Source organism: Priestia sp. SIMBA_032 (assembly GCF_046535215.1).
In the GTDB taxonomy this organism is placed as follows: Bacteria; Bacillota; Bacilli; order Bacillales; family Bacillaceae_H; genus Priestia; species Priestia aryabhattai.
Genome location: NZ_JAWRXD010000001.1, coordinates 16,936 through 41,386 on the forward strand (window position 1 = coordinate 16,936; position 24,451 = coordinate 41,386).

Consider the following 24,451-nt stretch of genomic DNA (forward strand, 5'->3'; position numbering starts at 1 on the left):
CCTATCCTCTTAGATTGCTCAAAAACTTTAATTTTATACTTTTATTTGAGTGAAAAAACAGTCTCCAAGTAAGAGACTGTCATCTTAATCTGCACGATATAATAAAATTCCTCTATAATTTCTCCATAGAAACTCTTTTCATTAAGCGCTTTAACTTATTTTCCGTATCCGTTTCCTCTACGGGTGTGTAGATGCTACACCGCAAATCCATATCTCCTTGAACTTGGAGGGAAGTTAAATTAAATAACATTTTCCCTGCCTTTGCATGTCTAAATTCAATAACCATTTCGGGAGCTTTACTCACTTGGCTTTCATTCCATAAGGTCTGGAATTCCGGATGTAAATGACTCATATGACTAATAAACTGGTTGTACCATTCATCGCCTAGATAGTGTCCATAATAGGTACGGAAAATAGACAGAAAACCTTTCGCAAAATGCTCCCAATTGACAGCTAATGTTTTTAATTCTTTTCGGGCGAATACTAATTGAATTAGATTTCTTTGATCATTTGGGATTTGTTGAAAATCTAGAAAAACATGAGAAGCTGCGGAATTCCAGCCTACAATATGACAATGTCGATCTGTAACGATAGTCGGACAATAGGTTAATTCATCTAGTATTCGTTTTAAAGAAGGGCTAAGCTCTGATTGTTCTTTTTTTGAATGATCAATTTCTAACTTTGTTTCTAGTGCCAGATCATATAAATAGTCTCTTTCATCGCTATTTAGTTGTAGAGCTGTAGAAATACAGTCAAGTACGATAGAAGAAACTTTTATATCTCTTCCTTGCTCTAACCATGTGTACCAAGTGGTACTTACCCCTGCTAATTGTGCAACTTCTTCCCTTCGTAATCCGGGTGTTCTTCTTCGAGTACCAGCTGGTAACCCAATAGTCTCTGGCTTAATTTGAGCACGTTTAGCTTTTAGGAATGTAGACAAAGCCTCAAGTCTAGTTTTATCGTTCATTTTTAAAACTCCTCATCATACCAATTTACCCTAGTAGTAGTTATACCAGGATAAACAGTCCCTTGTAATAGGATAAAAGCACTGTAAAATACAAGTATATTATTGATTTGGAGTGATGAAAAGTGGAAAGAGTTGTGATTACGGGTATGGGAGTGGTCTCTCCTATTGGAAATGACATTAGAACATTTTGGAACAATCTAATTAAAGGAGAGTCTGGTATCTCCTCTATAGATATATTTGATACTGCTGATTATAAAGCAAAAATTGCAGGAGTCGTTCGAGATTTTGATGCAGATGAGATTTTAGGAAAGAAAGAAGCAAGGCGTTTAGATCGCTTTTCCCAATTTGCTTTAGCTGCAGCTGAACAAGCCTGGTCAGATTCTAAATTAGATCTAAATGATATCAATCCAGAACGGTTAGGTGTATACGTAGGTTCAGGTATAGGCGGCATTGAAACCTTAATTGAAAATATTGATGCACTTAGACAGAAAGGACCTAGGAGAGTCAGTCCAACTCTTGTACCAGCTATGATTACTAATGCTGCTGCAGCACAAATTAGCATCAAATGGAATGCAATGGGTCCTTCTATGTCACCAGTTTCTGCTTGTGCTATTGGGAATACTGCTATTGGGGAAGCCTTTAGACTCATTCGTTCTGGAGAAGTGGATGCTGTGTTTGCGGGTGGAACAGAGGCTGCTATAACAGACTTATCAGTAGCCAGTTTTGGCAATGCTACCGCATTATCAACAAGAAATGATGATCCTACTCAAGCTAGCCGTCCATTTGATGAAGGGCGTGACGGGTTTGTCATGTCAGAAGGAGCTGGAATTCTAATTTTAGAATCCCTATCTCATGCTTTACGCAGAGGAGCAAACATTCATGCAGAAGTCATTGGATACGGTGCAAGTTCAGACGCACACCATATGGTTGCTACACATCCAGAGGGTAAAGGTGCTTATCTTGCAATGAAAGCAGCTTTAAGAAATGCAAACATACCTCTTGAGGAAATTGATGTTATTAGTGCTCATGCCACAAGTACAAAGGTAGGTGACATCTCTGAAACCAGGGCTATTAAGGCCCTATTTGGAAAACAAGCTTATCAGATTCCAATAACAGCTAATAAATCAATGGTTGGTCATATGCTAGGAGCAGCTGGTGGAATTGAAGCAATTGCTTTGGCAATGAGCCTTAAGGAGAGCATCGTTCCTCCAACAATTAACTTAGAAACTCCTGATCCATTATGTGATTTAGACTATGTGCCAGCCATTGCTCGCCAGGTGAAAATAAATACTGGTTTATCTAATTCTTTTGGATTTGGAGGTCATAATGCTGTTATTATTTTAAAGAAATACGAGTGAATATATTTTGAGTGTAATAAAAGGAGCAAAATCAGAAAAATGCTGTTTTTGCTCCTTTATCTTATGTTAGTTAAAAGACAAGTCGGTATACCCTTAGATACAGGCCTCTTCTACTATTTAAGAATTTGTTCATTTCTGCATTATTAATATTACAACTTTAGATAGAAAAATTTGTTAATGAAGAATTAGATCTCCATTTTCCAACTAAATAAATAGTAAAATGACGAATTTAAACTTTTTTAGCTTAGTTGGTTTAAAGAGTCTTTTCAAAAGTTAGTAAGCCAGCAGAAACAGTGCCTAACTAACTACGAGAGCTCGACACCACCGAACCTATAAGCAAATAACAAATATTCCTCTTTAGTTAGCTCCCCAGATATCTTGAGCAATTTGAATTACATGTTTAATTTTATTCCACTGTTCCTCTTCTGTTAATTCGTTTCCTTCTTCGGTACTCGCAAATCCACATTGAGGACTCAATGACAAGTTTTCTAAAGGAATATATCCGCTTGCTTCTTTAATTCTTTGCTTAATAATCTTAGCTTCTTCTAATGTAGGAAACTTAGATGTTATTAACCCTAATACAACGGTTTGATTGTTGCGTGTAAAGCTTTTTAACGGTTCAAAATCTCCTGAACGGTTATCATCATATTCAAGGAAAAGTCCATCTACATGTAAGTTAGCAAAGATAGCATCAGATATAGTATCATAACCACCACTTGTGATGTACGTAGATCTGAAGTTTCCACGACAAATATGCATTGTGATGATCATATCTTCAGGCTTTTTAGAAATAGCATCATTTAAGCAGCTTACTCGTGTATCAATAATGTCCTTTACGTCCATACCCAGCTTCTCAACAACCGTATTGATACGGTCTTCAGAAACAAAATCAATCCACGAAGTATCGTCTAATTGTAGGTAACGGCAGCCTGCGTCGTAAAAGGCTTGAATCGCTTTCTGATAAGCAGCCACAGTATCATGATAAAATTGATCTCTGTTTCCATTGTAATATGTATCTTCTTGAATTCGAGTAAATAACATGTTTGGACTTGGAATTGAGAATTTAGCGACTTGGCTTCCATCACCATGTCGTTCGACAGCTTCTTTTAAAAACGTGAAATGTTCCACCATATAATGATGATTGAAGTCCACTTTACCTACTACCTTAATTGCGTTATTTTTGGTTTTTGCACCTTTGAATTGGCTGATATATTCTGTCTCAAACTGCTCTACACCTTCTAAGCCTGATAGGAAGTCCAAATGCCACCAAGAACGTCTAAATTCACCGTCCGTGATAGATTTAAGACCTACTTCAATTTGCTTCTGGACAAGCTTTTCAATTTCTTTGTCCTCTACAAATTTTAAATCTGCTTTATTAATTGTACCATTTGCATACGCTTTTCTTGCTTCTTTGAGAGTAGTTGGTCGTAAAAAGCTGCCTACGTGATCAGCTTTAAATGGAGCCTTCACTAGTGTCTTTGTCATGAGTTTGTTTCCTTCTTTCTTTTTAAAATAAAAAACCTCTTCTTAAAAATAAGAAGAGGTTAATAATCGTTATGGGTTCTCTTCTTATCTTCAAGCAAATTGCTACTGGAATTGGCACAGTACTTTAACAGTCTGTTGCCGAGGCTTCCTAGGGCCAGTCCCTCCACCTCTCGAGATAAGAATATTCAATTTATTTAACTAGGGACAATACTACACGTGTTTCTCTAGCTTGTCAATTAAAAGATTAAAAAATCAGAAATATCGGTTAGTATAAATATCTATTTATTTAACAGAAAGGAATTCCTACCGTTAACTTTTAAGACAGGAAAAAGCACCCTCATCGTTAATGGTTTTGAAGAATAAGGGTGCTCCTTGGGAATTTAGGTTTTCTATACTAAAATGTAAGAAAGATTAGGTCTATAGCTAGTATAACATATTATTTGAAAGATTGTCATACAAATTTTACTGTATAAGAGCACCCCCATTATTTAAATATAGGGTTTCTTTTTAACAGGGACATAGATTTTTTCATTTTGTACCTAGCATACCATTTTTTAATAAGGGTCTATAGCTATAAGCTGCATTTTTTATACATTGCTTTCATTGACTTGATTTGCAGAATGCCTATCCTATCAATAACTTATAAAAATTTGCATATTTCATAAAGAAAACCCTTTCCTCTCAAGGGTTTTCTTTTTTATATGTTTCAAAAAGGCACATCATGTTAAATAAAAATGTATACTTTTACGGACGTTGTATTAGAATCTTACGTTGATTCATTAAATACTTACTCCCTTTTTCTCTATAATGAGTGTCAGCAAATTTTACGACCCTGCTCCAACGATTTATGTAACTAATAACGGAAACACTGCAATTTTCATACACACAATATTGATCACTTTGCGCTATTTATGAGATATAATTTCTAATAATTATACCATGTGAAAAAATTAAAACTTTCCATGACCTAACGCATGTTTTCTATAATATATCCAGCTGCATTAGTTCTTCTTATAAAAGCTGTACATAGGATCCATCATTGAGTTCAGCAACGTCTAGGCTTTTAGAACCAGATAGTTTTTCTAGTGTGTTTCCGTGTTCCTTAAATGAAATAATTAGAGCAATAAATGTCAAGTAATTACATGTTTGTTTTTAAAATAAATGTGCACCTTATAAATATAGAAGTGTATATGATATGAAAAAAAATAGACTATTTTTGATCCTATTAGTTATAACTTGATGGTCAACTTTTTTATTTATGAAGCGTAATGAATTTAAACGCTTTTTTCCTGCATCAATTGCTATTGGTATAGTAACCAAATATCTTAATTCTTATGCCAAGAGGAAGCGCTTTTGGACATTTGGACAAAGTATACATCCAAAAATCCCTGGTGAAGATGTATGGACTTGGGGACCGTTTTTTACTGTGTCAATGTGGGTACTTAAGTCAACGTACGGTAAATTTCCTCTATATATAACTGTAAACTTCATTATTCATGTTGTCTTTACATTTGTAGTTTTGCCAAAATTAAAAGAGATAAAAGTTTTTAAACTCAAAAAAATTAATCCGTTCCAGTATGTAACAATTTTAACTCTCAGACAAATTTTGTTATATCCTTTTCAAATTGTTAATCAAAGATTTTTTAATCTATCTAATGAGAAATAAACTTTACTCATGGAGAGATTTTAAAGATAAAGGTTCCTATATACAGTTTTAAGGTAACTACAAAGCCAAAAAATCACCATTTTATTTCTTAATCGGTGTCTAGTTCAGCGATGTTACCGCGTTAGTACACTATCAATGGTCTGACGTCTTTTGCTACCTTATATCTTATAATTAGACAAAGTCTTCTTAAATCAGAACAAAAATGCGTCTCCTGCTTATGTTACAATCATTAAAGCCCAAACGAGTACATTAAAATTTTATTAAATGTAGCTCGAAATAATAAAGGTGTAGGTGATTATAATGGCAGCAATTGAGGATTTTTTAAAATTAGATATTCGTGTTGGTACGGTAGTCAAAGCTGAACCATTTCCAGAAGCAAGAAAGCCGGCAATAAAACTAGAGATAGACTTTGGTGAGCTTGGAGTAAAATGTTCTTCAGCTCAGATTACGCGCCGTTACAAGCCAGAACAATTAATAGGCTCTCAAGTGGTTGCTGTGGTGAATTTTCCTCCTATGCGTATAGCAGGTTTTAAATCTGAAGTATTGGTGATTGGTGGCGTTCCAGAAGAAGGAGACGTAGTGCTATTGAAGCCCGATGGGACCGTTAAAAATGGTACACCAGTTGCTTAGTGTGAGGAATCCATACATTCCTCGCACTTTTTTTATTACTTAACAAGTTCTTTCTCCAATATCTCCAATATATCTGTATATTTAGGTGTATGAACTCGCAACGTAGCAACAATTTAATCTGTGTGGTTTAGTTCAGGGATAATTAGTGAATTCTTTAATACTTTAAAAGCCAAGTTCAAAAGCTTTGATAGAATCATATTCGATCATTTCTTTACATTGTTTTAAGCTTTACTATGCACTACTTGGAGATATTACCAAGTGTTTGGTTGCTGATAAAAAAGCATCAATTAATTTGGCATTATCTAATCCATTGAAACCTAACACGCTTCCATACAGCCATATTCGTTTTTAAGCGCTTATTTCACTTTCTGCATAGCTTTTAGATTACAATAAGAAAGAACTCTCAAAAAGAGGATTCCTTCAAAGAGATGGTAAGAGATAACAAGAAAATAAAGGTTTCTACAACGCCAAAATTTGCGTTGAATCAGGAATTATATGAAAAACAAAAGTTAATTTTGTCAGCGAGCATTTCTCTGCATATCAAAGTCTTTGATTAACTAGGTTTTTATTTATAAATGATTGTGACGAGAAAGCACCTTTCTATTTGTACGGGAGGTGCTTTTTCGTTTCTTATAAAAATATAAAAATGGAGGAACGAAAAAAGCTCAATTTCTCTAGTTTAATACCTAGGGATTGGGCCTTTTAATATTAGAATTCCCTTAACGTTGTAAATCCGCATTTCCTGACGCTACCCCTTTTAGATAGAGGAGAAACTACTCTTTTGTATCCCTTTCATATAAATATAAAATATAATCAGTCATAACACCGGGATGGCCCAATTGCCGTAGCATAGCTGTAATATTGCCACGATGATATGTTCCATGATTGACAACATGTTGTACTACATCAGATAAACGGGTTTCGAGTCGTCCAGCAAATGAAGTTTCAAGCACAAAGGCGGTTTCTATATCTTCTTGACGATTGAGAAACGCTTTGTACCGGCCAGATAAATCGAAAAACATCGTTTCTACTTCCTCGATTCTTTTCGTTTCAATCTGTTCTCTCAGTTGATTAGCCGACGCAAATGCTTCATCAAACCTTTCACCAGAAATACAATCTAACCATATGTTGTCAGAGACATAAATGTGCGCCATCACCTTCGATATAGAAGAAAAAACGCTTTGAATTTCCTTGTCGTAAATGTCCTCAGAAAGTTCTTTTAATCGATCGAAAATTTTTCGGTTTGCCCATACATGGTAGTCGCACAATTTTAATAAGTGATGTGACATTTGAAACTCCCCCTATTTCCCAATTCATTATCGACATTACACAAGGTATCAGTAGTCAACTTAACTATACTTCTATAAAAATATCCTCCAGACCTTTTGTTTAAAGGAGTTTTTTGTTCACTTAATATGAATTATAAGAAGTAACAAACCTTTAAAATTCCTATTATTAAAGGTTTTGTATATGTGTAATTCAAATGTTGTAAAAGAAAAGAATAACTCTTGCCTTGTTCTATTCTTTAGGATAAAATACAATATTGAGATATATTCTCACCATTTTTATTCTGATTTAAAAACCTACTGTACTCTTGTTTGCACAGTAGGTTTTCTATTATAGGAAAGCGTACAATTCAATTACAGTACAACTGATTGGAAAAGGAATGATTAAATACCGAATAGTGGTAATGATTATCTTTATGTAAAATCTAATAACTTTTCTTATAGCTGTAAATAGATAAAAACATATTGACATTTAATTTCAAACTAACTATGATGATATACATTACATACACTTTAATTTAATAAACAAAAGCTAAGATAGGATCTTAAGTAATTCTAATCTCCCTGTTATAGAGAGCTGATAATTGGTGGAAGTCAGTACAAAGATTAGAGTTGAAATTCACTCCTAGAGCTTCCTCTTCTAATGGTATTTTAGAGAGGACGGATAAAACCGTTATGCTAATTAAGAGGTAAGATGTTTTTACAATATAGGGTGGTACCGCGAAATTTTCGTCCCTGCTGAATAATTCAGCAGGGACTTTTTTATGTTAAAAGGAGGGCATCATGAAAGAAAATACTGCATCAAAGAATACGTTAAAAAAGCAATTATTACCGCGACACATTCGAATGATTGCTATTGGAGGAATGATTGGAACAGGGATTTTCAAAGGGAGTGCCGATACAATTGGATTAGCAGGACCTTCGGTTATCTTTTCGTATCTATTTGCTGGACTATTGCTTCTCATTGTAATGGGAGCTTTGGCTGAAATGGCTATTGTATACCCATCCCACAATATGAAAGATCTAATTCAAAAAGCTTTTGGAAGACGTTTTTCTTTTGTAACGGGAGCTACTTATTGCTTTATGTGGCTTACTGTGTGCGTTATTGAAGTCATCGCTGCAGGTAGTTTTCTGCAATATTGGTTTTCTTCTATTCCTTTATGGATTCTCTGTCTCATTTGTTCAATTGTACTTATTTTAATTAATGCTACAAGCGTAAAGTCTTTTGGAGAAATTGAGTTTTGGTTTGCTGGTATTAAAATCTTTGTTATTATTGCTTTTATTTTATTAGGTATAGCGATACTATTTGGAATTATGCCAAGTAATAATTCATCTTCTCATTACCTTCACAATTATAGTGATTTTGTGCCAAATGGCTGGAAAGCCGTTTTCTCTACATTACTTGTAGTCATTTTCTCATATGGAGGATCAGAACTCATTGGTTTAACTATTACGGAAACAAAAGATGCTGAAAAGGTCTTACCAGGGGTAGTTAAAGGCGTGATGTGGAGAGTAGTTCTGTTTTATACTTTGCCTATTTTTATTATCTGTGGCTTGATACCATGGGATAAAATTGATGCAAATGCTAGCCCTTTTGTCCAAGTATTTGAAACAGCCGGGATTCAAGGGGCTTCTCATGTTATGAACTTTATTTTATTAACAGCTGTCCTTTCAGCAGCCAATTCAGGTATTTATGGCTGTACAAGGATGCTTCATTCTTTATCTCAGTCGGGAGATGCTCCTAAAAGTCTGTCCTATGTAAATAAACAAGGCGTACCTGTTTACAGCTTAACTTTCAGTGTCCTATTTTTATTATTGGGAACGTATCTCGTATACTTATATCCTGAAAAAGCTTTTTCTTATTTATTAGCTATTCCTGGATTTACAGTTTCTCTTATATGGATTAGTATTTGCTTAGCTCAGCTAAAGCTACGTCCTCAATATAAAGAAAAACCATATTTTAAACTTTGGGGCTTTCCTTATTTAACGCTTTTTGCCGCATGTACATTAATTATTAGCTTCATAGTCTTTCTCATAGACAGTGCGAATAGGTTAAGCTCTATAGTTTGTGTAGCATTCGTTCTTGTAATGGTAATTCTTTCATTTTTCAAAAAGAACACCAAACCTACTTCTCTTGAAATGCTGAATGATACCAATTAGATTCTAAATTCTTCAAAAACTTAAATCAAAAAGCTACTTTTTAAAGTAGCTTTTTTGATTTATAGAATCACTTAATTCATCTGAGAGCATTTTTAGTGATTTAACTCACGATTTGTTTTTGGGATTTTTGCTCTTCATTCCAAGCCTCTAAGGTTTCAAAGCCTGGTAAGTGTGAGATACTCTTTGCATCTCCTTATAGTTGTTTTCGCTGTGAGTATAGTTTATTTCTTTAGCGTAATAAGCCATACAAGATGGCATATTCGTTTTGAGCAATTCTTTCATTTTCTGCATAGCTTGTAGATTATAATAAGCAACATCGATTCCCATTAAGTGCCCAAAATGGTGATGTACGATTGTGTTTGACATACCTTTGTTATCCACGCTGTAAATTCGTTAATCATGTTAATTAAATCAGGAATGTACTTGTTTTTGTGATGATCAAACTGTTTGTACGTTTCCTCTACTTTGCTAAAATCAATCCATTTCTTTAGTTTAATCATAGGCGGGTTGGTGCTCAAAAAATACGCGAGTTCTTGCAGCTGATTACTGACCCTCAGCCATGTTTCTGCTTTGATTTCTGTCACTTGGGTAGGCTGATACTGTGGTACATACTTGCAAATCGTGGTGTAGAAATAAGCAAAAGCTTCATCAGCAAAATAGACCGATTCTTTATTCCAATACTTTGCATTGTACTCACCTGGTTTCACTTCTATATAATAAGCATTTTCAACCTTGTCCACATTGGTTATCATTTCAAAAGGAGATTCCATAGCAACACCTCTTCTTTAGATAACGTTAGTATGTCCTTTTTTATTAGTGATTTACCCAAAAATCACTATTCAGTTAATATCATGTACTTGAATTCTAATGTTTTCCCAACTTCTATCACGAAGATCTATTATCTGTAATATAGATAACTGTATGGCTCCGCCATTGGAAAATAGTTCGAAATTTTCTACTCCATGAAAAGTCCGGCGAAAGACTGTTCAACAAATGAAAGTTCTTAATAGTTAACAATGTAATGACCTCCTCTTTAATCGTGTTTGAAAAGTATCTAAATTTATATTACGAATCCGTTTCGCTGTATTACCTTCCACGACAGTAGAACATAATTCATAATACTTAGCTTCAATTTCTTCAATTGATTCTTTAAACAATTCTACCTGCAGTTCATCTAGACAATCAAAAATATTCATTAAATTTCTCCCTTTCTATAAATAACATTTAAATCGTAGAAACTAAGGAACCACAATCATTAATTAGCGTTCTTTATCTTTAAAGAACATTAAATCAAAAAAAGTTAAGCTAATAGCCATCGCTAAAGGCGTGCTAAAATCATAAATATCTATTTGAGATGGCCGAAAAATATATTTAAAAAAATATATAGCAGCACTAAAGGAAATAAACAGTGCAATAAACTTAACTAGTCTTTTTCTTAGTTCACACCCTTTTATGTTTTTGATGTTGATGATAAACGTAATGATCAAATATAAAGATGTTAGAATAATGAAGAAACGCTATATGTATAGTACTTGTTTCCTTTATAGAACATACAAAATGAATCCAATGACATAAACTAAAAGAGCAATCGTCCATTTTACTGTTCGGGAGCATTTAAATTTATCTAATTTACTTGATAGATAAATAGCAATTATGCCGATAACAATGTAAGTCCCTGGAGACCTCCATGATTCAGGAGTCAGTGTAAAGAGTATCCAGCACGTCCCTAATACAAATGCAGCACTAAGCTGAGATGAGTTCTCTTTCGTTTTATGTCTTTCACTTCTTGTCGGTAGTTGATTAGTATCCATGTACTTCTTTCTCCTTCCTTATCGTTACATTTTATCAAAAGGTTGGCATGATTTCAGTCGCGAATGAAATATTTGTATAATAAGGGTGTATAAAGGAGGGCATTAAATGAATAAAGATATAGAAGAAATTGTTGTAAGAACCTTTTTTGAGAGGAGAATTCAAGAAAGAGTCATGTTTGAACTTTTTTCTCCTAAAAAACGGGATAAGGCACTGCATCGCCTTAACCACGATTATAAAAGAAATCTACGTAAACAAGGTTATGGTCCTCCACCCCGATACAATTTAAAGCGCGCATAAAACCCCTTCTAAAGGGCTTTTATGCGCGCTGTATTTATCTATTTATTTTTATTAGAGGCTTTTTCCCAATCCCAATATGACTGATATAGTTTATCATGTAAAAACTCTTCTTTCTCTTCGTCTTCTTGCCTTTCTATCAACTTCAAACCAAATATCATTACCCTTTTCTAAGACAGGATCGCTTACTCTATCAAGTAAACAAAAGGTCAATTTCTTCTCGATTATAATCCAAAATCCAATTATTATATTCTTCATAAAGAAAACGTATAGATTCTTTATTGGAGGCCAAGATATCACATCCGCGATCATCATACAAATGAAAAATCATTTTCTTAGAGAGATTAATAAAATAAATATCATAACCACTTTGGGGATTACTTTTCATAATAGTAGATGGATGAGCAAAGTCTTCATAATTAATGGCCTGTAAAAGTTGCACATATCTCAATTCTGTTTTCTTACAAGAAAGTACAAAGCGATGAGTCAAAGATTGATCATCTTCGTCTTCATCCTGGAATACGCTTGGAAAACGGTGATGGTTTAATTGATATAACCGCTTTTTATCTTTTATGTATTTTAAATAAACGTTTAAAGGTCTTTTTTGAAGGAAAAGATCTTTGTTCATAGTATGTACATCCGTAACAAAAAGAATCTCATCCTCCTCTTCAAATACCTTATGGAATAATGTAATGGATCGATGAAAAGCTTGTTTCAAACAATCCTTTTCGTAATATGAAATTAATGGATGTGATATTTCAAAGCGAATGCTATATTTCCACGAATAAAACAAGGCTGGACTTAAAGTTAATCCTTCAAAATAGTTTTCTAAAAATGAAGGCAGAGTGTTAGTGCTCATGTATTTTTCTCCATTTTTTTAATTTTTATAGTGCCAATTAATATGGACAAGCTCCAATTCTATTTCAATTAATTGTTCTATAACTTTTTCTTTATCTAATGAAGAGCTAAGAAAGTTTTTAATTAATCGCTCAATCTTATTACTACTCTCAGAAATGTCATTTAAATCTACTGCTAATTCAACATATTCTTTTTCAGATGATAACGGAGAAAGTCTATTTATTAACTCATTCACAATTGATTCATTCATTGTATTCTCTCTTTGTCAGTCCCTTATCAAATTTTGATTTTATAACTTAATTCTCAATCATAAAAACCTGAATGTGTATCGTACACAGTCTTAGTTAGCACAAAAAAATTATATATCTTTAGTTTTAATATCAAAATATTATACAATTGTTAAAAAGGTAATAGTAGAAAGTAACAGGTATTTTTCGCCTAATATATTATTTAATAATACAGGAAAGATAGAAGTCCCTTCTGTATCTTATACAAGCTCTCCCTGTTTCTAATTTTTTAGTTATTTGTCTTACCGATAGGCTTAGCAGCTTGAGATAGCAAACCAGCTATGGTTACGGTAATTAGTACAACGATTAAGGCACGAAGCAATCCGATCATTTCTCCAACGAACCCTAAAAAAGGAGGCCCTACAAGAAATGCAAGGTAGCCTGCTGTAGCTACTGCACTAACCCTAGCGGCCACTCCACGTGGATCGTCTCCTGCAGCTGACAACCCTACTGGAAAGCCAAACGCTGCACCGAGTCCCCATAATACGATTCCTATAGTTGCAAATTTATAGTTTCCTCCAAATATAACGATAAGTAGGCCTACAATTGCAAGAAGTGCAGATATACGGAGAACTAGTACTCTTCCTAATCGATCGAGCAACAATCCTCCTATTGCTCGGCCTATAGTCATTGCTGCTACAAATAGTCCAAAAGCGAATGAACCCATGGTAGGTGTAACACTATATCCATCAACCATAATAAGTGGTAGCCAGTCATTAGCAGACCCTTCTGCAAATGCCATTCCAAGAACAATAATACTAATTAAAATTGTTCTTGGTTCCTTCCATACAGCCATCCTTTCTCTAGCACTCATAGGTGGCTCATTAGAATCGTCGTTATTTTCCTTTCCAGTACCTATTGGGACAAATCGAGCTAAAAATATAATAGATAGAACAGTAATTATTGCAGCAAATGTTATATGGACTGGTACTGAAACTCCAGATTTGGTAGCTACTGACCCGACAATTGCACCAAGAAGTGTTCCCACGCTAAATGCCGCATGAAAACCAGTTAAAAGAGACTTTTTAGTAACTCCTTCAACGGCTGTCCCTTCTACATTCATCGCAACATCACATATTCCATTTCCAAATCCGAAAATAGCTAACCCTAAAAATACTATAATACTATTGATAATCCATGAGCCGCCTACGCCTACAATTATAAGCCCTATGGAGCTAATGACTAGGCCTGTTACCATGACAAAACGTCCACCTTTATGGGCAATAAGATGACTAGCACTCATAAGGCCTACTATAGATCCTACAGCCATCCCAAAGATAATCCACCCCATCTGAGCTGTTGAAGCGCCTAATGCATCTCTAATAGTAGGTGTACGTGATACCCACGAGGCCATAGAAAATCCCGGTAATGCAAAAATAAAATAAATAGACAGATGCCATAATTTAATTTGTTGACGATCTAATGAATAATTCATTGTTCCCCTCCTATGATGATAAATAACCTACTTGCTCTCCCCTAAGTAAGTTAAACTGTTATTGTATGTTTCGAAAATAGCTCTAAAACCTTGAGCCTTTCCTATACTGTTAACTCAATAAGATTCCCCTCAGAATCTTCTATAACACTTTCATAATAACCGTCTCCTGTAGTGTGAGGACCATTAACAAGTTTATAGCCATCCATTTTTAGTTTCGTTGTTAATTCATCAACTGCTTCCTTACTGCCTAGAGAAAAAGCAATATGAGCCCATCCTAGCATCTCATCTGAATTTTTTTCATTAATTCCAATCCTACGCATAATTTCTAACCTTGTACCTGATTCAAAGCGAAGGAAATACGATTCAAACCCCTTTTCTTTATTGTGATATTTTTGATTTGCTTTTCCTTTAAAATAGGTTTCATAAAACTCTTTCATGCTTTCTAAATTACTGACCCAAATAGCTACATGTTCAATCCTCATTTGATTTCCCTCCATCTAGTGTTAGCTTATTTAGCATTGCATCTATTTCATTTAAGGATTCTAGTTTCTGCTTGTTTCGTTCATCATGAGATCAATCCCAAGACTTTGTAATCCGTATAGATAATCTTGTTTCCAATTACTCATAATCAGTTTAGGCAGATGTTTTTGTGAAACATAATTGGAACTTTGATCACTAATTTGATCAAGTATTATCTGATTAAACTCTTGGTCAGAAAAAATGATGGTATGAGGATTTATAGTCGCTGTAAATGTAACCACTAACCTACTAATCGCATCTATTTCTCCTTCTTGCAGATCATACTGTGTTCTCTCTCTATGGCCTTTTTCGAATGCTTGTTGAAAATTGTATTTATTATACAAAGGAACAAACGAAACTTCCCCGGCGAAATTGGTAGTACCTCTTAATACCAATCCGTTAACCAATAGCCCCACTCCAGGGCCATTTTGACCCAAATATAAATAAACAAGAGAGTTTATTTCATTTATATTATTATTATTTTTATAGCCTAGAACAGCTGCATTCATATCGTTTTCTACTGTGACGGGGATAGAAAAATACTCTTCATAATAGTCCTTTAAATTAAAGTTCTGAAGATGATCATATTTGGGTATGTGAAATATATTACCGTTATCAACAGAAGCAGGAAGACCAATAGCTATCGAACTAATTGTCGGATTTTCTATTAAGATTTCTTGAATATAATTGGTTAATTGATCTAAACTATCTTTGTTTAAGACACTCTCTACCTGTCCCTTTTTCTTTATTTCACCCATACAATTAAAAACTGTATACTGTGTTTCTCTTTCTTCTAAAAATATTGCTAAGCCTAACATGTAGTCGGAATTGTACCTATATCTTTTTGCTTTTCTCCCTCCACTAGACTTATCTAATCCAATTAATACAATCTCTCCATTGCTCTCCATTTGATCAAGAAACTTACTTACAGTGGGAAAACTTATTCCTACTTTCTTGCTTAATTCTACTTTTGTAACATTATCTAATTTTATAAAGCCTTTCCGAATTTTAAACAAAGTTGTACTACCTGTTAAATTTGGGATATTTTTCATTGCTAATACCTCCTATTAAACTCAACTTATTAAATGTCTTTAATAAGTATACAAGAAGAACTTTAATGTTATCCACTACTTTCATAAAATATCTTATTAAAAGTCATAGCAATGTGCTTAATTGTTTACTTCCTTACTTACATTTTCTTTGCTTGAAAGGAATACAGTACAATAACAAAAGAAGGTGGCATTTCTATATAATTTTATAAAATTATGAAAAAGAACAAAAATTAAACCCTTGCCACACACGTTCATGTGACAAGGGTTTTTTATTTTAATCCAACCTAATTTTTAATGATATATTAGACGGCACTCTGATACATAAAATATCATTAGTTTTCATAATCACTTTTAAAAAGCAACTCTTTCGTAGTTTCCGTACCACGTAATCAGAAACTTAGGTAGCTTCATAAAATGGTTTTTAAGCATATATATGAAGGGTACCTTTTGCTTTCCTTCATATAACTGAACGGCTGAGTGTAAGGAATTGTATGCTTTTATTGGCTTTCGTTTTCGCTATTGTTATCAATATCATTATCGTTATCGTTGTCAGTATTACCATATTTAAAATCAATAATGTTTTTTCTAATTTCTTCTCTAATTTCAGGGTTTTCTTTTAAGAAAACCTTAGCGTTTTCTCGTCCCTGCCCTAAACGTTCCCCATTATAAGAAAACCAAGATCCAGACTTTTGAACAATATCTACTTCAGAACCAATATCTAAGATTTCTCCTTCTCTTGAGATACCTTCTCCATACATAATATCTACTTCAGCAATGCGAAAAGGAGGTGCCATCTTATTTTTGACTACTTTAATTCTTGTTTTGTTACCAACTATGTCATTTCCCAGTTTAAGTTGTTCAGCGCGGCGAACCTCAAGGCGAACGGAAGAATAGAATTTTAGCGCTCTTCCACCTGGCGTTGTTTCAGGATTTCCAAACATAACGCCTACCTTCTCCCGGATTTGGTTGATGAAGATAGCAATGGTTTTAGACTTATTAATTGCTCCAGATAGTTTACGAAGTGCTTGAGACATCAAACGAGCTTGTAGACCTACATGAGAATCTCCCATTTCGCCCTCAATTTCTTTTTGAGGAACTAATGCTGCTACTGAGTCAACAACAATAATATCTACAGCACCACTTCTAACTAATGCTTCAGCAATTTCAAGTGCCTGTTCACCAGTATCTGGTTGAGATAAAAGTAACTCATCAATATCTACACCTAGTTTTCTTGCGTAAACTGGATCAAGTGCGTGTTCAGCATCAATGAAGGCAGCTCGACCTCCATTTTTTTGTACTTCTGCAATTGCATGTAAGGAAACTGTTGTTTTACCTGAGCTTTCGGGTCCATACACTTCCATAATTCTTCCTTTGGGATAACCATTAATTCCAAGAGCTATATCTAAAGCTAATGAGCCTGAGCTAGATGCCTCAACTTTTGTATGTGTGCCTTCCCCCATCTTAATAATTGATCCTGCACCGAATTGTTTTTCAATTTGTTTTAGAGCCATGTCTAGTGCTGCTTGTTTATCATTCATGATTTGAAACCTCCGATTTTTATTACGTTTACAGTAAACGACAATGTATTTGGATAAATAATAAGAGTTGGCTCAAATTTTTTTGCTCCGTGCGAGAAAATTTTGTGTTTAACTGTCTTGGTTTATTCTGTTGTTCCTTTATTTATCTCTAAACCCTTAATATCGAACAAATGTTCTTGTTGTTTAATCATACAATAACCGCATCTAGTTGTAAAGAAGAAAGTTTTCTACGAACTAGCTAAAGAAATATCTTATTTTTGTAAAAAACAAGTTGATACCTTTAATATTTATAGTTATCGAAACTTCAATCTATAAAATAACCCTTATTATACGCTCAAAAAATAATTCATCCTCTTATATACATTATGTTATGTGCTTAGACTATCGACTAACAAAAGGGATAAATTATAATAGATTTATTAGAGAAAATTTCAACCTAATAAATTCAAATGAAATTCTTTATTAAAAATGTGATACATTAAATAAGAGACAAGAAATGAAAGGAGTTTTTTTAATGAGTAACCATGAAGCACAAAATGAATTGCCACCAAAAACATGTACAATCGATCGACTTGTAACAATGCCGGATGATGTAAATAAAGTAATCAAAGGCAGCAAAACAGCAACTCGCCGAAATGGAAGATATGCTGATGTAGGAGAGATAATGGTCCTAGGGGATAAAAAGTTTATAGTGGAACGGGTTTATTCTCAATCCCTAGGTGAATTAACAGATGAAAATGCTCGCCAGGAAGGCTATGCTACAGTAGAGGAATATAAACAATCTATTTTGTCTTATCATCCTGGGATGCCTTGGCTTCCGCAAATGAGGGTATGGGTGCATGAGTTCAGATTAGTTAACGATTGATAGGTAAAAGAAATGGATTTGTTGTACCGTATATTAGTATATATTCATGTTTCTAGTGTCATTTTATCGATTGGGCCTTTTTTTATTCTCTTACCAATTGTTAAAAAACTACATAGTTCAAGAGAACAAGAAGTGAATGCCTATTTGATCACATTTCAATCTGTTGTTAGGCTCGCAAAACATACGGGCCATGTTCTTGTTATCACAGGGATACTCCTCGTTATGTGTGGCCCATGGACGTGGACTACGCCGTGGATTATAATGACACTGATTTTCCTCTTTTGCTCCCTGTTCTTTCTGGCCCGTGCTTTTTCACCAACACTTCGAAAGTACAAGGAGGAAGGACAAAATAAAAAAGAACTGGCAGCTAAACTAGAGCGATCTATTTGGATTTATATCATCCTATTAATGACTATGCTTTGGTTTATGGTCGGTAAGCCAGCTTTTTGGTGACATCCATCCATTTGTCATCACTAAGAGTAAATAGTTAAACTGATTATTTTTATCAAATACTTTACGTTTTACTTAACATAACTCATATTTTCGGTATAAAAAAGATTTTTGCTTGTATATCAGATACATATTTGGATTAAAAATTAAAAACCCCCTATTAACCATATGTTAAAGGGGTTCTTACTTATTGTTTAAACTCCAAGTATGAAGTTCTTATAGAAGAATACACTAAATATCAATATGTTTCAAGTCAACCCAAGTAATTATCTACTTGTTGCTACTATTAATAGGTTGGTCTATAGATTGTTGGGTCTCAAATAGAGAGGTCTTAATGCCGATTAAAGACGCCACAATCGTTAGGATGCCTGCTGAAATAAAAATTAAAGAGACGCTAATATATTCGGCTGCAACACCTGCTAACATTCCACTAATCGGTAAAGCCAAAAAAGCTAACATACGAGTTGAGCTAATTACTCTTCCCAATAAGGCTGATGGCACAATCTCTTGCCTAAGGGTAAACCAATTAATTGCTAATAATGTTACCGAACCGACAATTACAATTCTACAGGCTATTAACAAAATAACTGCAGTGTTTGAAAAAGTAAGGATAGTTTGCCCTAAACCTATTATCACACCACAATAGATAATTATATTTCCCCGTGGTAATTTATTTAGTTTATTTGCAGCATAAATTGCTACAAATGACCCTAAGGTTTGTAGAGAAAATATTAAACCAATATACTGTGCCGATAAATGTAAATTATCCTTTAGATGAAACATAAATAAAGCTTCCATAGCACCATAACCCACATTGATTAAGAATATGAGAATAGTCCCTATCAAAATCTTTTTAGTATTTATAACGTATTTAACTCCTTCAGCTATTGAATTCATTATAGAACTATTAACTGAATTCTGGCTTTTATATTTCTTAGTTATTAAGCCAATGAATATTCCAGAAAGAAAATACGTGAAAAAATTAAAATATAATAAGTTATGAGTTCCAACCAAAGCAATTAAAATGCCTGCTATTGAAGGGCCTGCAAAGGTTGTAATTGTCTCTGATAACTTGAATAAAGAGTTACCCTGTATTAAATTTTCACCTTCTAAAATTTCTGGTATGACTGATTCAAAACTTGGATGATAAAATGCACTGACAGCTGATATTGAAAAAGCTACCACATATACAATCCATATATCTAACACGTTTATTGAAGCTGCAAGAGGTATGATAATAATTAAAATGGCTGATAAAATATCACCTATTAATAAAATGTATTTCTTACTTATACGATCAGCTAAGGCTCCGCCTAACAAACTAAACAATACTTGAGGCGTAATTTCTAAAACAAATGTTAATGCCATTAAACTTGGTGATTTAGTCAAATCATATACTAATAAAGGCAGTGCAATTTGAAAAAAAGACGTGCCCAACTTACTTGTTGTGGCACTTAAAAATAAGCATAAAAAATCTCTGTTCTTTAGTACTTCATAAGATTTCAACATTTACCCCCCCATCATAATTATTTACCTACTGTTACAGGTGCGGAATGGCAAACTGGACAATCCTCTTTCTTATTCCACTCTGAAATAGGGTAAGTTTGATATGTAAGGAAATTTAATTCCATCATCTTCCCTAATGATGTTGGAGTTTGAATACCTGTTACCAACCCTAAAAATTCATTTACAATAGCACCAGCCAACATAGCTACATTAGGACTAATCGCAGCATTATTTCGTTGAAAATTTATCTGATGCATACTGTCAAGTTGCTTATTAACTATAACATCACTTTCAATTATGGTTTGTTTATGACACTCTACACACCCAGTTTTTCCTGGTAACATAGAATAAAATCTGCCTCTTGTGTTTAGGACTCCACCTGAAACCAACGGCTTTCCTAACTTCACTACTGCTTCATTTACCCAATCCTGTATATGAAGGGTTGGTTTATCGGCTACACAAATTACATAATCACTACCTTCAATATGTGCCATTACATCTTCAGCACATTCTATACGCTTATTAGTAACGTTTAAATTAACATTAGGATTAAAACGCGATATTCTTTCCTTTGCTAATTCCGTTTTTAACTTATTAATATCTTTTTCAGAATATAATAACTGTCTATTAAAATTGCTTAATTCCAAAGTATCAAAATCCAATGCATTAATGTTATGAAAACCTAATGCAGATAGATGATATAGTATTTGACTACCTAAACCTCCGATTCCGAGCAAAGCAACCTTAGTATTTATGATAGTTTCTTGCACATTGTACTTATTGTCCTCTAAAGACGTAAAAAGCGAAAAGTAATTAAGGTTTGCTTTGTATCTTTCGAGTTCATAATCTCCTATAGATTGAGGATTTAAAGAATTATCTTCTAAATATTTCTCTGTATCTAATGCCTTTACCCCTTCCAATACCTCATTTTCTTTTATATTTGGATACTTTTCTTGGACTAAATGTATTATTTCTTCTATAGAATTTTTTCCGTTAATAAGAGAAATTAAATACTTAATACTTCCACTGGGATCTTCAATAACTCCTGCTACTCCATCTTCTTCACCAATATGGATTTCATCATTTATAAAAAATACAGGGATTGTCTCTTTGAACTTAGGCTTCATTTTCTACATTTCACTCCATTTCTCTTAATTATTGAAATAGGGAACTATCATATGATAGTTCCCTATATTTACAGACTTGAAGTTTAAACAATAAGTAAGTAGTTCACATAATGATAACGTTTTAGCCTGGAATACCGTTTAATACTGCAGCTTTATTAGTTGTTTTTTTAACTTTTACTTTCATAACTAACACCTCCATTTCTTAAAAGATATATTCATAATATTGCATTAAAAAGGTATTTTCAACAATTAAATCCAATTTTTATAATATTCAAACAAAAACAGGTAAATTATACTTTTTTTCGTTTATTTTAAACCGACAAATATTCCATTTATAATATTTTTTCTTGCATGTAAAACCAGCATAGATGAGTAATCCAGGTTTCCGCAGTTTTCCATTGAGTAGATATTTTTCTAACTTGTGATTCTGTTAATAATTCATTATACTCATAAATCTCTCCTACTACTTTACGTATAATTAAATCTCCTGCGGGTATAATGTCTTGACGTCCTATACCTCTCATTAGTATTGACTCTGCCGTCCATTTCCCTATACCTCTATGTTTCATTAAATAGCTACAACCCTCGTCACGATCTAATAAATATAAGCAACTTAAGTCTAGCTCCTCATCTATAATGGCTTTAGTTATTTCATGAATATATTCAGCTTTCCTTTGACTTAGCTTTAAGTCACGAAGTTGGTTTATATTTAACTTCACCACCTTGTGGGGGCATAAATCTGTATAATATTCACAGTTATTGATTATTATTTTAGCTCCTGTTTTTTCTAACAAACTCTTTTTAATCCTATGAGCAACTTTTGCACTAATTTGTTGGCCGATGATTGCCCATATAGTGGATTCGTAGACACCTCCTAATAAAACAGGTCTAAACCCTTCGTACATTTTTATTAATTTTCCGATCTTAGATTCATTAGCTATAAACTTTTGTGCTTTGATTATATCTTGTTCCAGACAAAATATTGTGATGATTTTCTCCTTTACTAGTTGAAGCTGATTATTTTTAACTTCTTCCCCAATAACTTTAACTTCCAAGTACTTACTATCGATTCCTTCGTCCCTAACTAGTACTAGGTACGTTCTTCCTCCTATTACAAAAGCTCTACAATATGTGTTTTCAATAACCTTCTCGATTACAAAGGAGGGCGAGTTTTTTATATACCTTAAAATTAATTTAAAATTATATATGCTTGGTTTATTAATTCTAATTATTTTTTGTCTCATAAGTTCCTCCTAATTTTTAATAAATCTATATTAACAGGCTTTCTTGAAAAATTAATGATTAATCTAAATAAACAGATAATATTTATAAAACCATCCATATTTTTCATTGTAATACTTTGGATATGTTATATTTATAGTAAAACTAAAGGAGTGAGCAAAAATGGATGCGATGAGTATTATTTTACTAAACTTTGAAGAAGTGAGACGTCGAAGTATAAAAGTATGGATGTCAATACCTCAAGATAGGTTAGACTGGCGCCCTGATCCAGAGGCAATGTCATGTAGGGAGATGATACATCATGTTCTTGAAGGAGAATACCTCTATCATCAAATGTTAGAAAAACCCCTTAACCTTTCTCTAACAGAGAAGCATAATCCTTATAAGGAAGTAACATTTAGTTCTGTTGAAGAAGCGTTAAAGTTTGCTCAACCATATAGGGAAAAATTTATAGAGTTTTTAGGCCTCCTTCATGAAAAGCAGCTAACAGAGATAAAAATAGATCGATCGGAGATGGGATATATTCGAGAGTTAGGAGACATGTTGTTACGAGTTGCTTATCATGAATCAGTACATACAGGACAACTTTTAGATTATTTAAGAACTGCAAAAGTTAAACGTCCTATAATATGGGATTAAGTTTCTGATTAATCTCCCGTTGTTTTATTTTTCTCTGCTCTAAAGAACGCTCATACAAAGCCATAAAGTTGTTTACTTAAAGGGGGAAGAACCATTGTGAATAATGAAAAGCATTTACTTAAATTTCAGACGTTTCAACAACTTCACAAAAGACCCTATACTTTTGTATTGCCTAATGCTTGGGATGTTATTAGTGCTAAAATTTTTGAGAAAAATGGGTTTCCAGCTATTGCAACAACCAGTGCTGGCATAGCAATGTCTTTAGGATATAATGATGGTGAAAAAATCCCTTTTGAACAAATGTTAGGAGCTGTTAAGAGAATTATTAATTCCGTCAATATTCCTGTCAGTGTAGATCTAGAGTCTGGCTATGGAAGGTCTACTAATGAAGTGGTAGATAATACAAGACAAATTATTTTAGCAGGAGGAATTGGTATAAACCTAGAAGATGGGACGGGAGATTTAGATAGTCCTATTTTAGATGTTTCGTTGCAAGTAGAAAAAATATCTGAAATTAGATTACTATCCAAATCGCTAAAAGCCCCATTATTTATTAATGCGCGCACTGATTTGTATTGGTTAAATATAGGAGATCCGGATCTAAGACTTCAAGAAGCCATCAATAGGGGAAAAGCATATCAAAAGGCTGGAGCAGATTGTATTTTTATTCCTGGACTATATGACATGGAATCCATTAAAAAAGTTCGACAAGAACTATCTTGTCCCATTAATCTTTTGTCTGGGCCAAACTTGCCTTCTATTAATACATTATCGCAAGTTGTTATTGAAAGAATAAGTACTGGATCCGCCCCTTTTAGAGCAACTGCTACATTATTACAAAGAATTACTGAAGATATCCTTTATGATAATAATTTTCAACGATTAATGAATGATAATATGAGTTATGATGCGATAACAGAACTAATTGGGAATCCTGAATAGAATTTATCAAATTTAATTTAGCTTGCCTTTATAGAACTGGTAGGACTACTGAAATATACAGTAGTTCTTTTACTGTTTGAACTATACTTAAACAGTTACCATAAAACGCATTTCTGGAAAACATCATAAAAAAACCTTGATGCAGAGCGGTTCTGTCAAGGGCCCTTTTCCGGAGTATGCAGCTTTTTATACACTGTTTGTCTGTCAACGTTTTCTCAGTAGGTGGTTGAGAAACTAAGGAAGTAACTAGTCATCAAACTGTATTTATTTCCTCTATAGTATCTTATTGTTAGTTTAACTGTAACGCGAGTTCCACAGATTCTATCTTGGATG

24 protein-coding genes, 1 riboswitch and 1 other annotated feature are annotated in these 24,451 nt (G+C 33.6%); of the genes, 9 read left to right on the plus strand and 15 right to left on the minus strand.

The features are described 5' to 3' along the window. Window positions 1-112: 112 nt before the first annotated feature. Window positions 113-967, minus strand: coding sequence for a helix-turn-helix transcriptional regulator (locus SB717_RS00075; protein WP_074683233.1), 855 nt, complete (start codon window positions 965-967; stop codon window positions 113-115). 122 nt (window positions 968-1,089) lie between these two features. Here SB717_RS00075 and fabF point away from each other — a divergent pair, with 122 nt between their 5' ends. After that, the gene (fabF, locus tag SB717_RS00080) at window positions 1,090-2,325 is read left to right on the plus strand and encodes a beta-ketoacyl-ACP synthase II (RefSeq protein ID WP_074683234.1); all 1,236 of its coding nucleotides are present in this window, start codon (window positions 1,090-1,092) and stop codon (window positions 2,323-2,325) included. A 357-nt stretch (window positions 2,326-2,682) separates the two neighbouring features. Here the strand turns inward: fabF and SB717_RS00085 are convergent, their stop codons facing one another. Then, a complete protein-coding gene (locus SB717_RS00085; RefSeq protein WP_098623050.1) occupies window positions 2,683-3,810 on the minus strand; it encodes a 5-methyltetrahydropteroyltriglutamate--homocysteine S-methyltransferase in 1,128 nt (375 codons plus the stop codon). A gap of 81 nt (window positions 3,811-3,891) precedes the next feature. Beyond that, window positions 3,892-3,992: riboswitch (SAM riboswitch) on the minus strand. A gap of 1,076 nt (window positions 3,993-5,068) precedes the next feature. Here SB717_RS00085 and SB717_RS00090 point away from each other — a divergent pair. Together SB717_RS00090 and csaA are read left to right on the plus strand one after the other, a co-directional pair. Beyond that, window positions 5,069-5,476 (plus strand): hypothetical protein, encoded by a 408-nt coding sequence (locus SB717_RS00090; RefSeq protein WP_144646316.1) that lies wholly within the window; start codon window positions 5,069-5,071, stop codon window positions 5,474-5,476. 300 nt (window positions 5,477-5,776) lie between these two features. Continuing rightward, window positions 5,777-6,106, plus strand: coding sequence for a chaperone CsaA (gene csaA / locus SB717_RS00095; protein WP_410903428.1), 330 nt, complete (start codon window positions 5,777-5,779; stop codon window positions 6,104-6,106). A gap of 773 nt (window positions 6,107-6,879) precedes the next feature. Here csaA and SB717_RS00100 read toward each other — a convergent pair. Then, window positions 6,880-7,395, minus strand: coding sequence for a DinB family protein (locus SB717_RS00100; RefSeq protein ID WP_410902920.1), 516 nt, complete (start codon window positions 7,393-7,395; stop codon window positions 6,880-6,882). A gap of 522 nt (window positions 7,396-7,917) precedes the next feature. Beyond that, window positions 7,918-8,132, plus strand: a binding site (T-box leader). A gap of 43 nt (window positions 8,133-8,175) precedes the next feature. Between SB717_RS00100 and SB717_RS00105 the strand changes: the two genes are divergently transcribed. Next, on the plus strand, window positions 8,176-9,552 hold the full coding sequence (locus SB717_RS00105; protein ID WP_410902921.1) for an amino acid permease: 1,377 nt from the start codon (window positions 8,176-8,178) through the stop codon (window positions 9,550-9,552). Window positions 9,553-9,878: 326 nt separating this feature from the next. On the opposite strand, the gene SB717_RS00110 is transcribed toward SB717_RS00105, so the two are convergent. The 3 genes from SB717_RS00110 to SB717_RS00120 form a co-directional block, all read right to left on the minus strand. Beyond that, the gene (locus SB717_RS00110) at window positions 9,879-10,322 is read right to left on the minus strand and encodes a hypothetical protein (protein ID WP_410902922.1); all 444 of its coding nucleotides are present in this window, start codon (window positions 10,320-10,322) and stop codon (window positions 9,879-9,881) included. A 240-nt stretch (window positions 10,323-10,562) separates the two neighbouring features. Further along, on the minus strand, window positions 10,563-10,748 hold the full coding sequence (locus SB717_RS00115) for a hypothetical protein (protein ID WP_410902923.1): 186 nt from the start codon (window positions 10,746-10,748) through the stop codon (window positions 10,563-10,565). Window positions 10,749-11,093: 345 nt separating this feature from the next. After that, the gene (locus SB717_RS00120) at window positions 11,094-11,363 is read right to left on the minus strand and encodes a hypothetical protein (protein WP_074683242.1); all 270 of its coding nucleotides are present in this window, start codon (window positions 11,361-11,363) and stop codon (window positions 11,094-11,096) included. A gap of 106 nt (window positions 11,364-11,469) precedes the next feature. Between SB717_RS00120 and SB717_RS00125 the strand changes: the two genes are divergently transcribed. Continuing rightward, entirely contained in the window at window positions 11,470-11,661 is a 192-nt protein-coding gene (locus tag SB717_RS00125) for a hypothetical protein (protein ID WP_410902924.1), read from the plus strand. A gap of 190 nt (window positions 11,662-11,851) precedes the next feature. On the opposite strand, the gene SB717_RS00130 is transcribed toward SB717_RS00125, so the two are convergent. The 6 genes from SB717_RS00130 to recA all read right to left on the minus strand — a co-directional run bounded on the left by SB717_RS00130 (window position 11,852) and on the right by recA (window position 17,347). Further along, window positions 11,852-12,517 (minus strand): DUF3885 domain-containing protein, encoded by a 666-nt coding sequence (locus SB717_RS00130; protein ID WP_410902925.1) that lies wholly within the window; start codon window positions 12,515-12,517, stop codon window positions 11,852-11,854. A gap of 18 nt (window positions 12,518-12,535) precedes the next feature. After that, entirely contained in the window at window positions 12,536-12,766 is a 231-nt protein-coding gene (locus tag SB717_RS00135; RefSeq protein WP_410902926.1) for a hypothetical protein, read from the minus strand. A gap of 266 nt (window positions 12,767-13,032) precedes the next feature. After that, complete coding sequence (locus tag SB717_RS00140) at window positions 13,033-14,238, minus strand: MFS transporter (RefSeq protein ID WP_410902927.1); 1,206 nt, start codon at window positions 14,236-14,238, stop codon at window positions 13,033-13,035. A gap of 101 nt (window positions 14,239-14,339) precedes the next feature. Beyond that, window positions 14,340-14,720, minus strand: a complete 381-nt coding sequence (locus SB717_RS00145) for a VOC family protein (RefSeq protein WP_410902928.1) — start codon at window positions 14,718-14,720, stop codon at window positions 14,340-14,342. Between the two features lie 60 nt (window positions 14,721-14,780). Then, window positions 14,781-15,809, minus strand: a complete 1,029-nt coding sequence (locus SB717_RS00150; protein WP_074683248.1) for an ROK family transcriptional regulator — start codon at window positions 15,807-15,809, stop codon at window positions 14,781-14,783. Window positions 15,810-16,306: 497 nt separating this feature from the next. Then, entirely contained in the window at window positions 16,307-17,347 is a 1,041-nt protein-coding gene (recA, locus tag SB717_RS00155) for a recombinase RecA (RefSeq protein WP_410902929.1), read from the minus strand. A gap of 514 nt (window positions 17,348-17,861) precedes the next feature. Here recA and SB717_RS00160 point away from each other — a divergent pair. Both SB717_RS00160 and SB717_RS00165 read left to right on the plus strand, forming a co-directional pair. Continuing rightward, window positions 17,862-18,212, plus strand: a complete 351-nt coding sequence (locus tag SB717_RS00160) for an ASCH domain-containing protein (RefSeq protein WP_410902930.1) — start codon at window positions 17,862-17,864, stop codon at window positions 18,210-18,212. Window positions 18,213-18,230: 18 nt separating this feature from the next. Beyond that, entirely contained in the window at window positions 18,231-18,665 is a 435-nt protein-coding gene (locus SB717_RS00165; RefSeq protein WP_410903429.1) for a hypothetical protein, read from the plus strand. A 267-nt stretch (window positions 18,666-18,932) separates the two neighbouring features. Here the strand turns inward: SB717_RS00165 and SB717_RS00170 are convergent, their stop codons facing one another. The 3 genes from SB717_RS00170 to SB717_RS00180 form a co-directional block, all read right to left on the minus strand. Next, the gene (locus SB717_RS00170) at window positions 18,933-20,171 is read right to left on the minus strand and encodes an MFS transporter (RefSeq protein WP_074682982.1); all 1,239 of its coding nucleotides are present in this window, start codon (window positions 20,169-20,171) and stop codon (window positions 18,933-18,935) included. Window positions 20,172-20,188: 17 nt separating this feature from the next. Then, complete coding sequence (locus SB717_RS00175; RefSeq protein WP_074682983.1) at window positions 20,189-21,295, minus strand: HesA/MoeB/ThiF family protein; 1,107 nt, start codon at window positions 21,293-21,295, stop codon at window positions 20,189-20,191. A 332-nt stretch (window positions 21,296-21,627) separates the two neighbouring features. Continuing rightward, window positions 21,628-22,539, minus strand: coding sequence for a DNA-3-methyladenine glycosylase family protein (locus SB717_RS00180; RefSeq protein WP_410902931.1), 912 nt, complete (start codon window positions 22,537-22,539; stop codon window positions 21,628-21,630). 160 nt (window positions 22,540-22,699) lie between these two features. Between SB717_RS00180 and SB717_RS00185 the strand changes: the two genes are divergently transcribed. Then, window positions 22,700-23,176, plus strand: a complete 477-nt coding sequence (locus SB717_RS00185; RefSeq protein ID WP_074682985.1) for a DinB family protein — start codon at window positions 22,700-22,702, stop codon at window positions 23,174-23,176. A 96-nt stretch (window positions 23,177-23,272) separates the two neighbouring features. Beyond that, on the plus strand, window positions 23,273-24,118 hold the full coding sequence (locus SB717_RS00190; protein ID WP_410902932.1) for an isocitrate lyase/PEP mutase family protein: 846 nt from the start codon (window positions 23,273-23,275) through the stop codon (window positions 24,116-24,118). Window positions 24,119-24,451 lie beyond the last annotated feature (333 nt).

Bases quoted from the DNA above. Each gene is read 5' to 3' on its own strand.
- SB717_RS00090 (WP_144646316.1), top strand. From the start codon at position 5,069: ATGAAGCGTAATGAATTTAAACGCTTTTTTCCTGCATCAATTGCTATT.
- SB717_RS00100 (WP_410902920.1), bottom strand. From the start codon at position 7,395: ATGTCACATCACTTATTAAAATTGTGCGACTACCATGTATGGGCAAAC.
- SB717_RS00130 (WP_410902925.1), bottom strand. From the start codon at position 12,517: ATGAGCACTAACACTCTGCCTTCATTTTTAGAAAACTATTTTGAAGGA.
- SB717_RS00150 (WP_074683248.1), bottom strand. From the start codon at position 15,809: ATGAAAAATATCCCAAATTTAACAGGTAGTACAACTTTGTTTAAAATT.
- SB717_RS00125 (WP_410902924.1), top strand. From the start codon at position 11,470: ATGAATAAAGATATAGAAGAAATTGTTGTAAGAACCTTTTTTGAGAGG.
- SB717_RS00140 (WP_410902927.1), bottom strand. From the start codon at position 14,238: ATGAATTATTCATTAGATCGTCAACAAATTAAATTATGGCATCTGTCT.
- recA (WP_410902929.1), bottom strand. From the start codon at position 17,347: ATGAATGATAAACAAGCAGCACTAGACATGGCTCTAAAACAAATTGAA.
- SB717_RS00145 (WP_410902928.1), bottom strand. From the start codon at position 14,720: ATGAGGATTGAACATGTAGCTATTTGGGTCAGTAATTTAGAAAGCATG.
- SB717_RS00135 (WP_410902926.1), bottom strand. From the start codon at position 12,766: ATGAATGAATCAATTGTGAATGAGTTAATAAATAGACTTTCTCCGTTA.
- SB717_RS00180 (WP_410902931.1), bottom strand. From the start codon at position 22,539: ATGAGACAAAAAATAATTAGAATTAATAAACCAAGCATATATAATTTT.
- SB717_RS00115 (WP_410902923.1), bottom strand. From the start codon at position 10,748: ATGAATATTTTTGATTGTCTAGATGAACTGCAGGTAGAATTGTTTAAA.
- SB717_RS00175 (WP_074682983.1), bottom strand. From the start codon at position 21,295: ATGAAGCCTAAGTTCAAAGAGACAATCCCTGTATTTTTTATAAATGAT.
- SB717_RS00105 (WP_410902921.1), top strand. From the start codon at position 8,176: ATGAAAGAAAATACTGCATCAAAGAATACGTTAAAAAAGCAATTATTA.
- SB717_RS00170 (WP_074682982.1), bottom strand. From the start codon at position 20,171: ATGTTGAAATCTTATGAAGTACTAAAGAACAGAGATTTTTTATGCTTA.
- SB717_RS00160 (WP_410902930.1), top strand. From the start codon at position 17,862: ATGAGTAACCATGAAGCACAAAATGAATTGCCACCAAAAACATGTACA.
- csaA (WP_410903428.1), top strand. From the start codon at position 5,777: ATGGCAGCAATTGAGGATTTTTTAAAATTAGATATTCGTGTTGGTACG.
- SB717_RS00120 (WP_074683242.1), bottom strand. From the start codon at position 11,363: ATGGATACTAATCAACTACCGACAAGAAGTGAAAGACATAAAACGAAA.
- SB717_RS00085 (WP_098623050.1), bottom strand. From the start codon at position 3,810: ATGACAAAGACACTAGTGAAGGCTCCATTTAAAGCTGATCACGTAGGC.
- SB717_RS00185 (WP_074682985.1), top strand. From the start codon at position 22,700: ATGGATGCGATGAGTATTATTTTACTAAACTTTGAAGAAGTGAGACGT.
- SB717_RS00075 (WP_074683233.1), bottom strand. From the start codon at position 967: ATGAACGATAAAACTAGACTTGAGGCTTTGTCTACATTCCTAAAAGCT.
- SB717_RS00110 (WP_410902922.1), bottom strand. From the start codon at position 10,322: ATGGAATCTCCTTTTGAAATGATAACCAATGTGGACAAGGTTGAAAAT.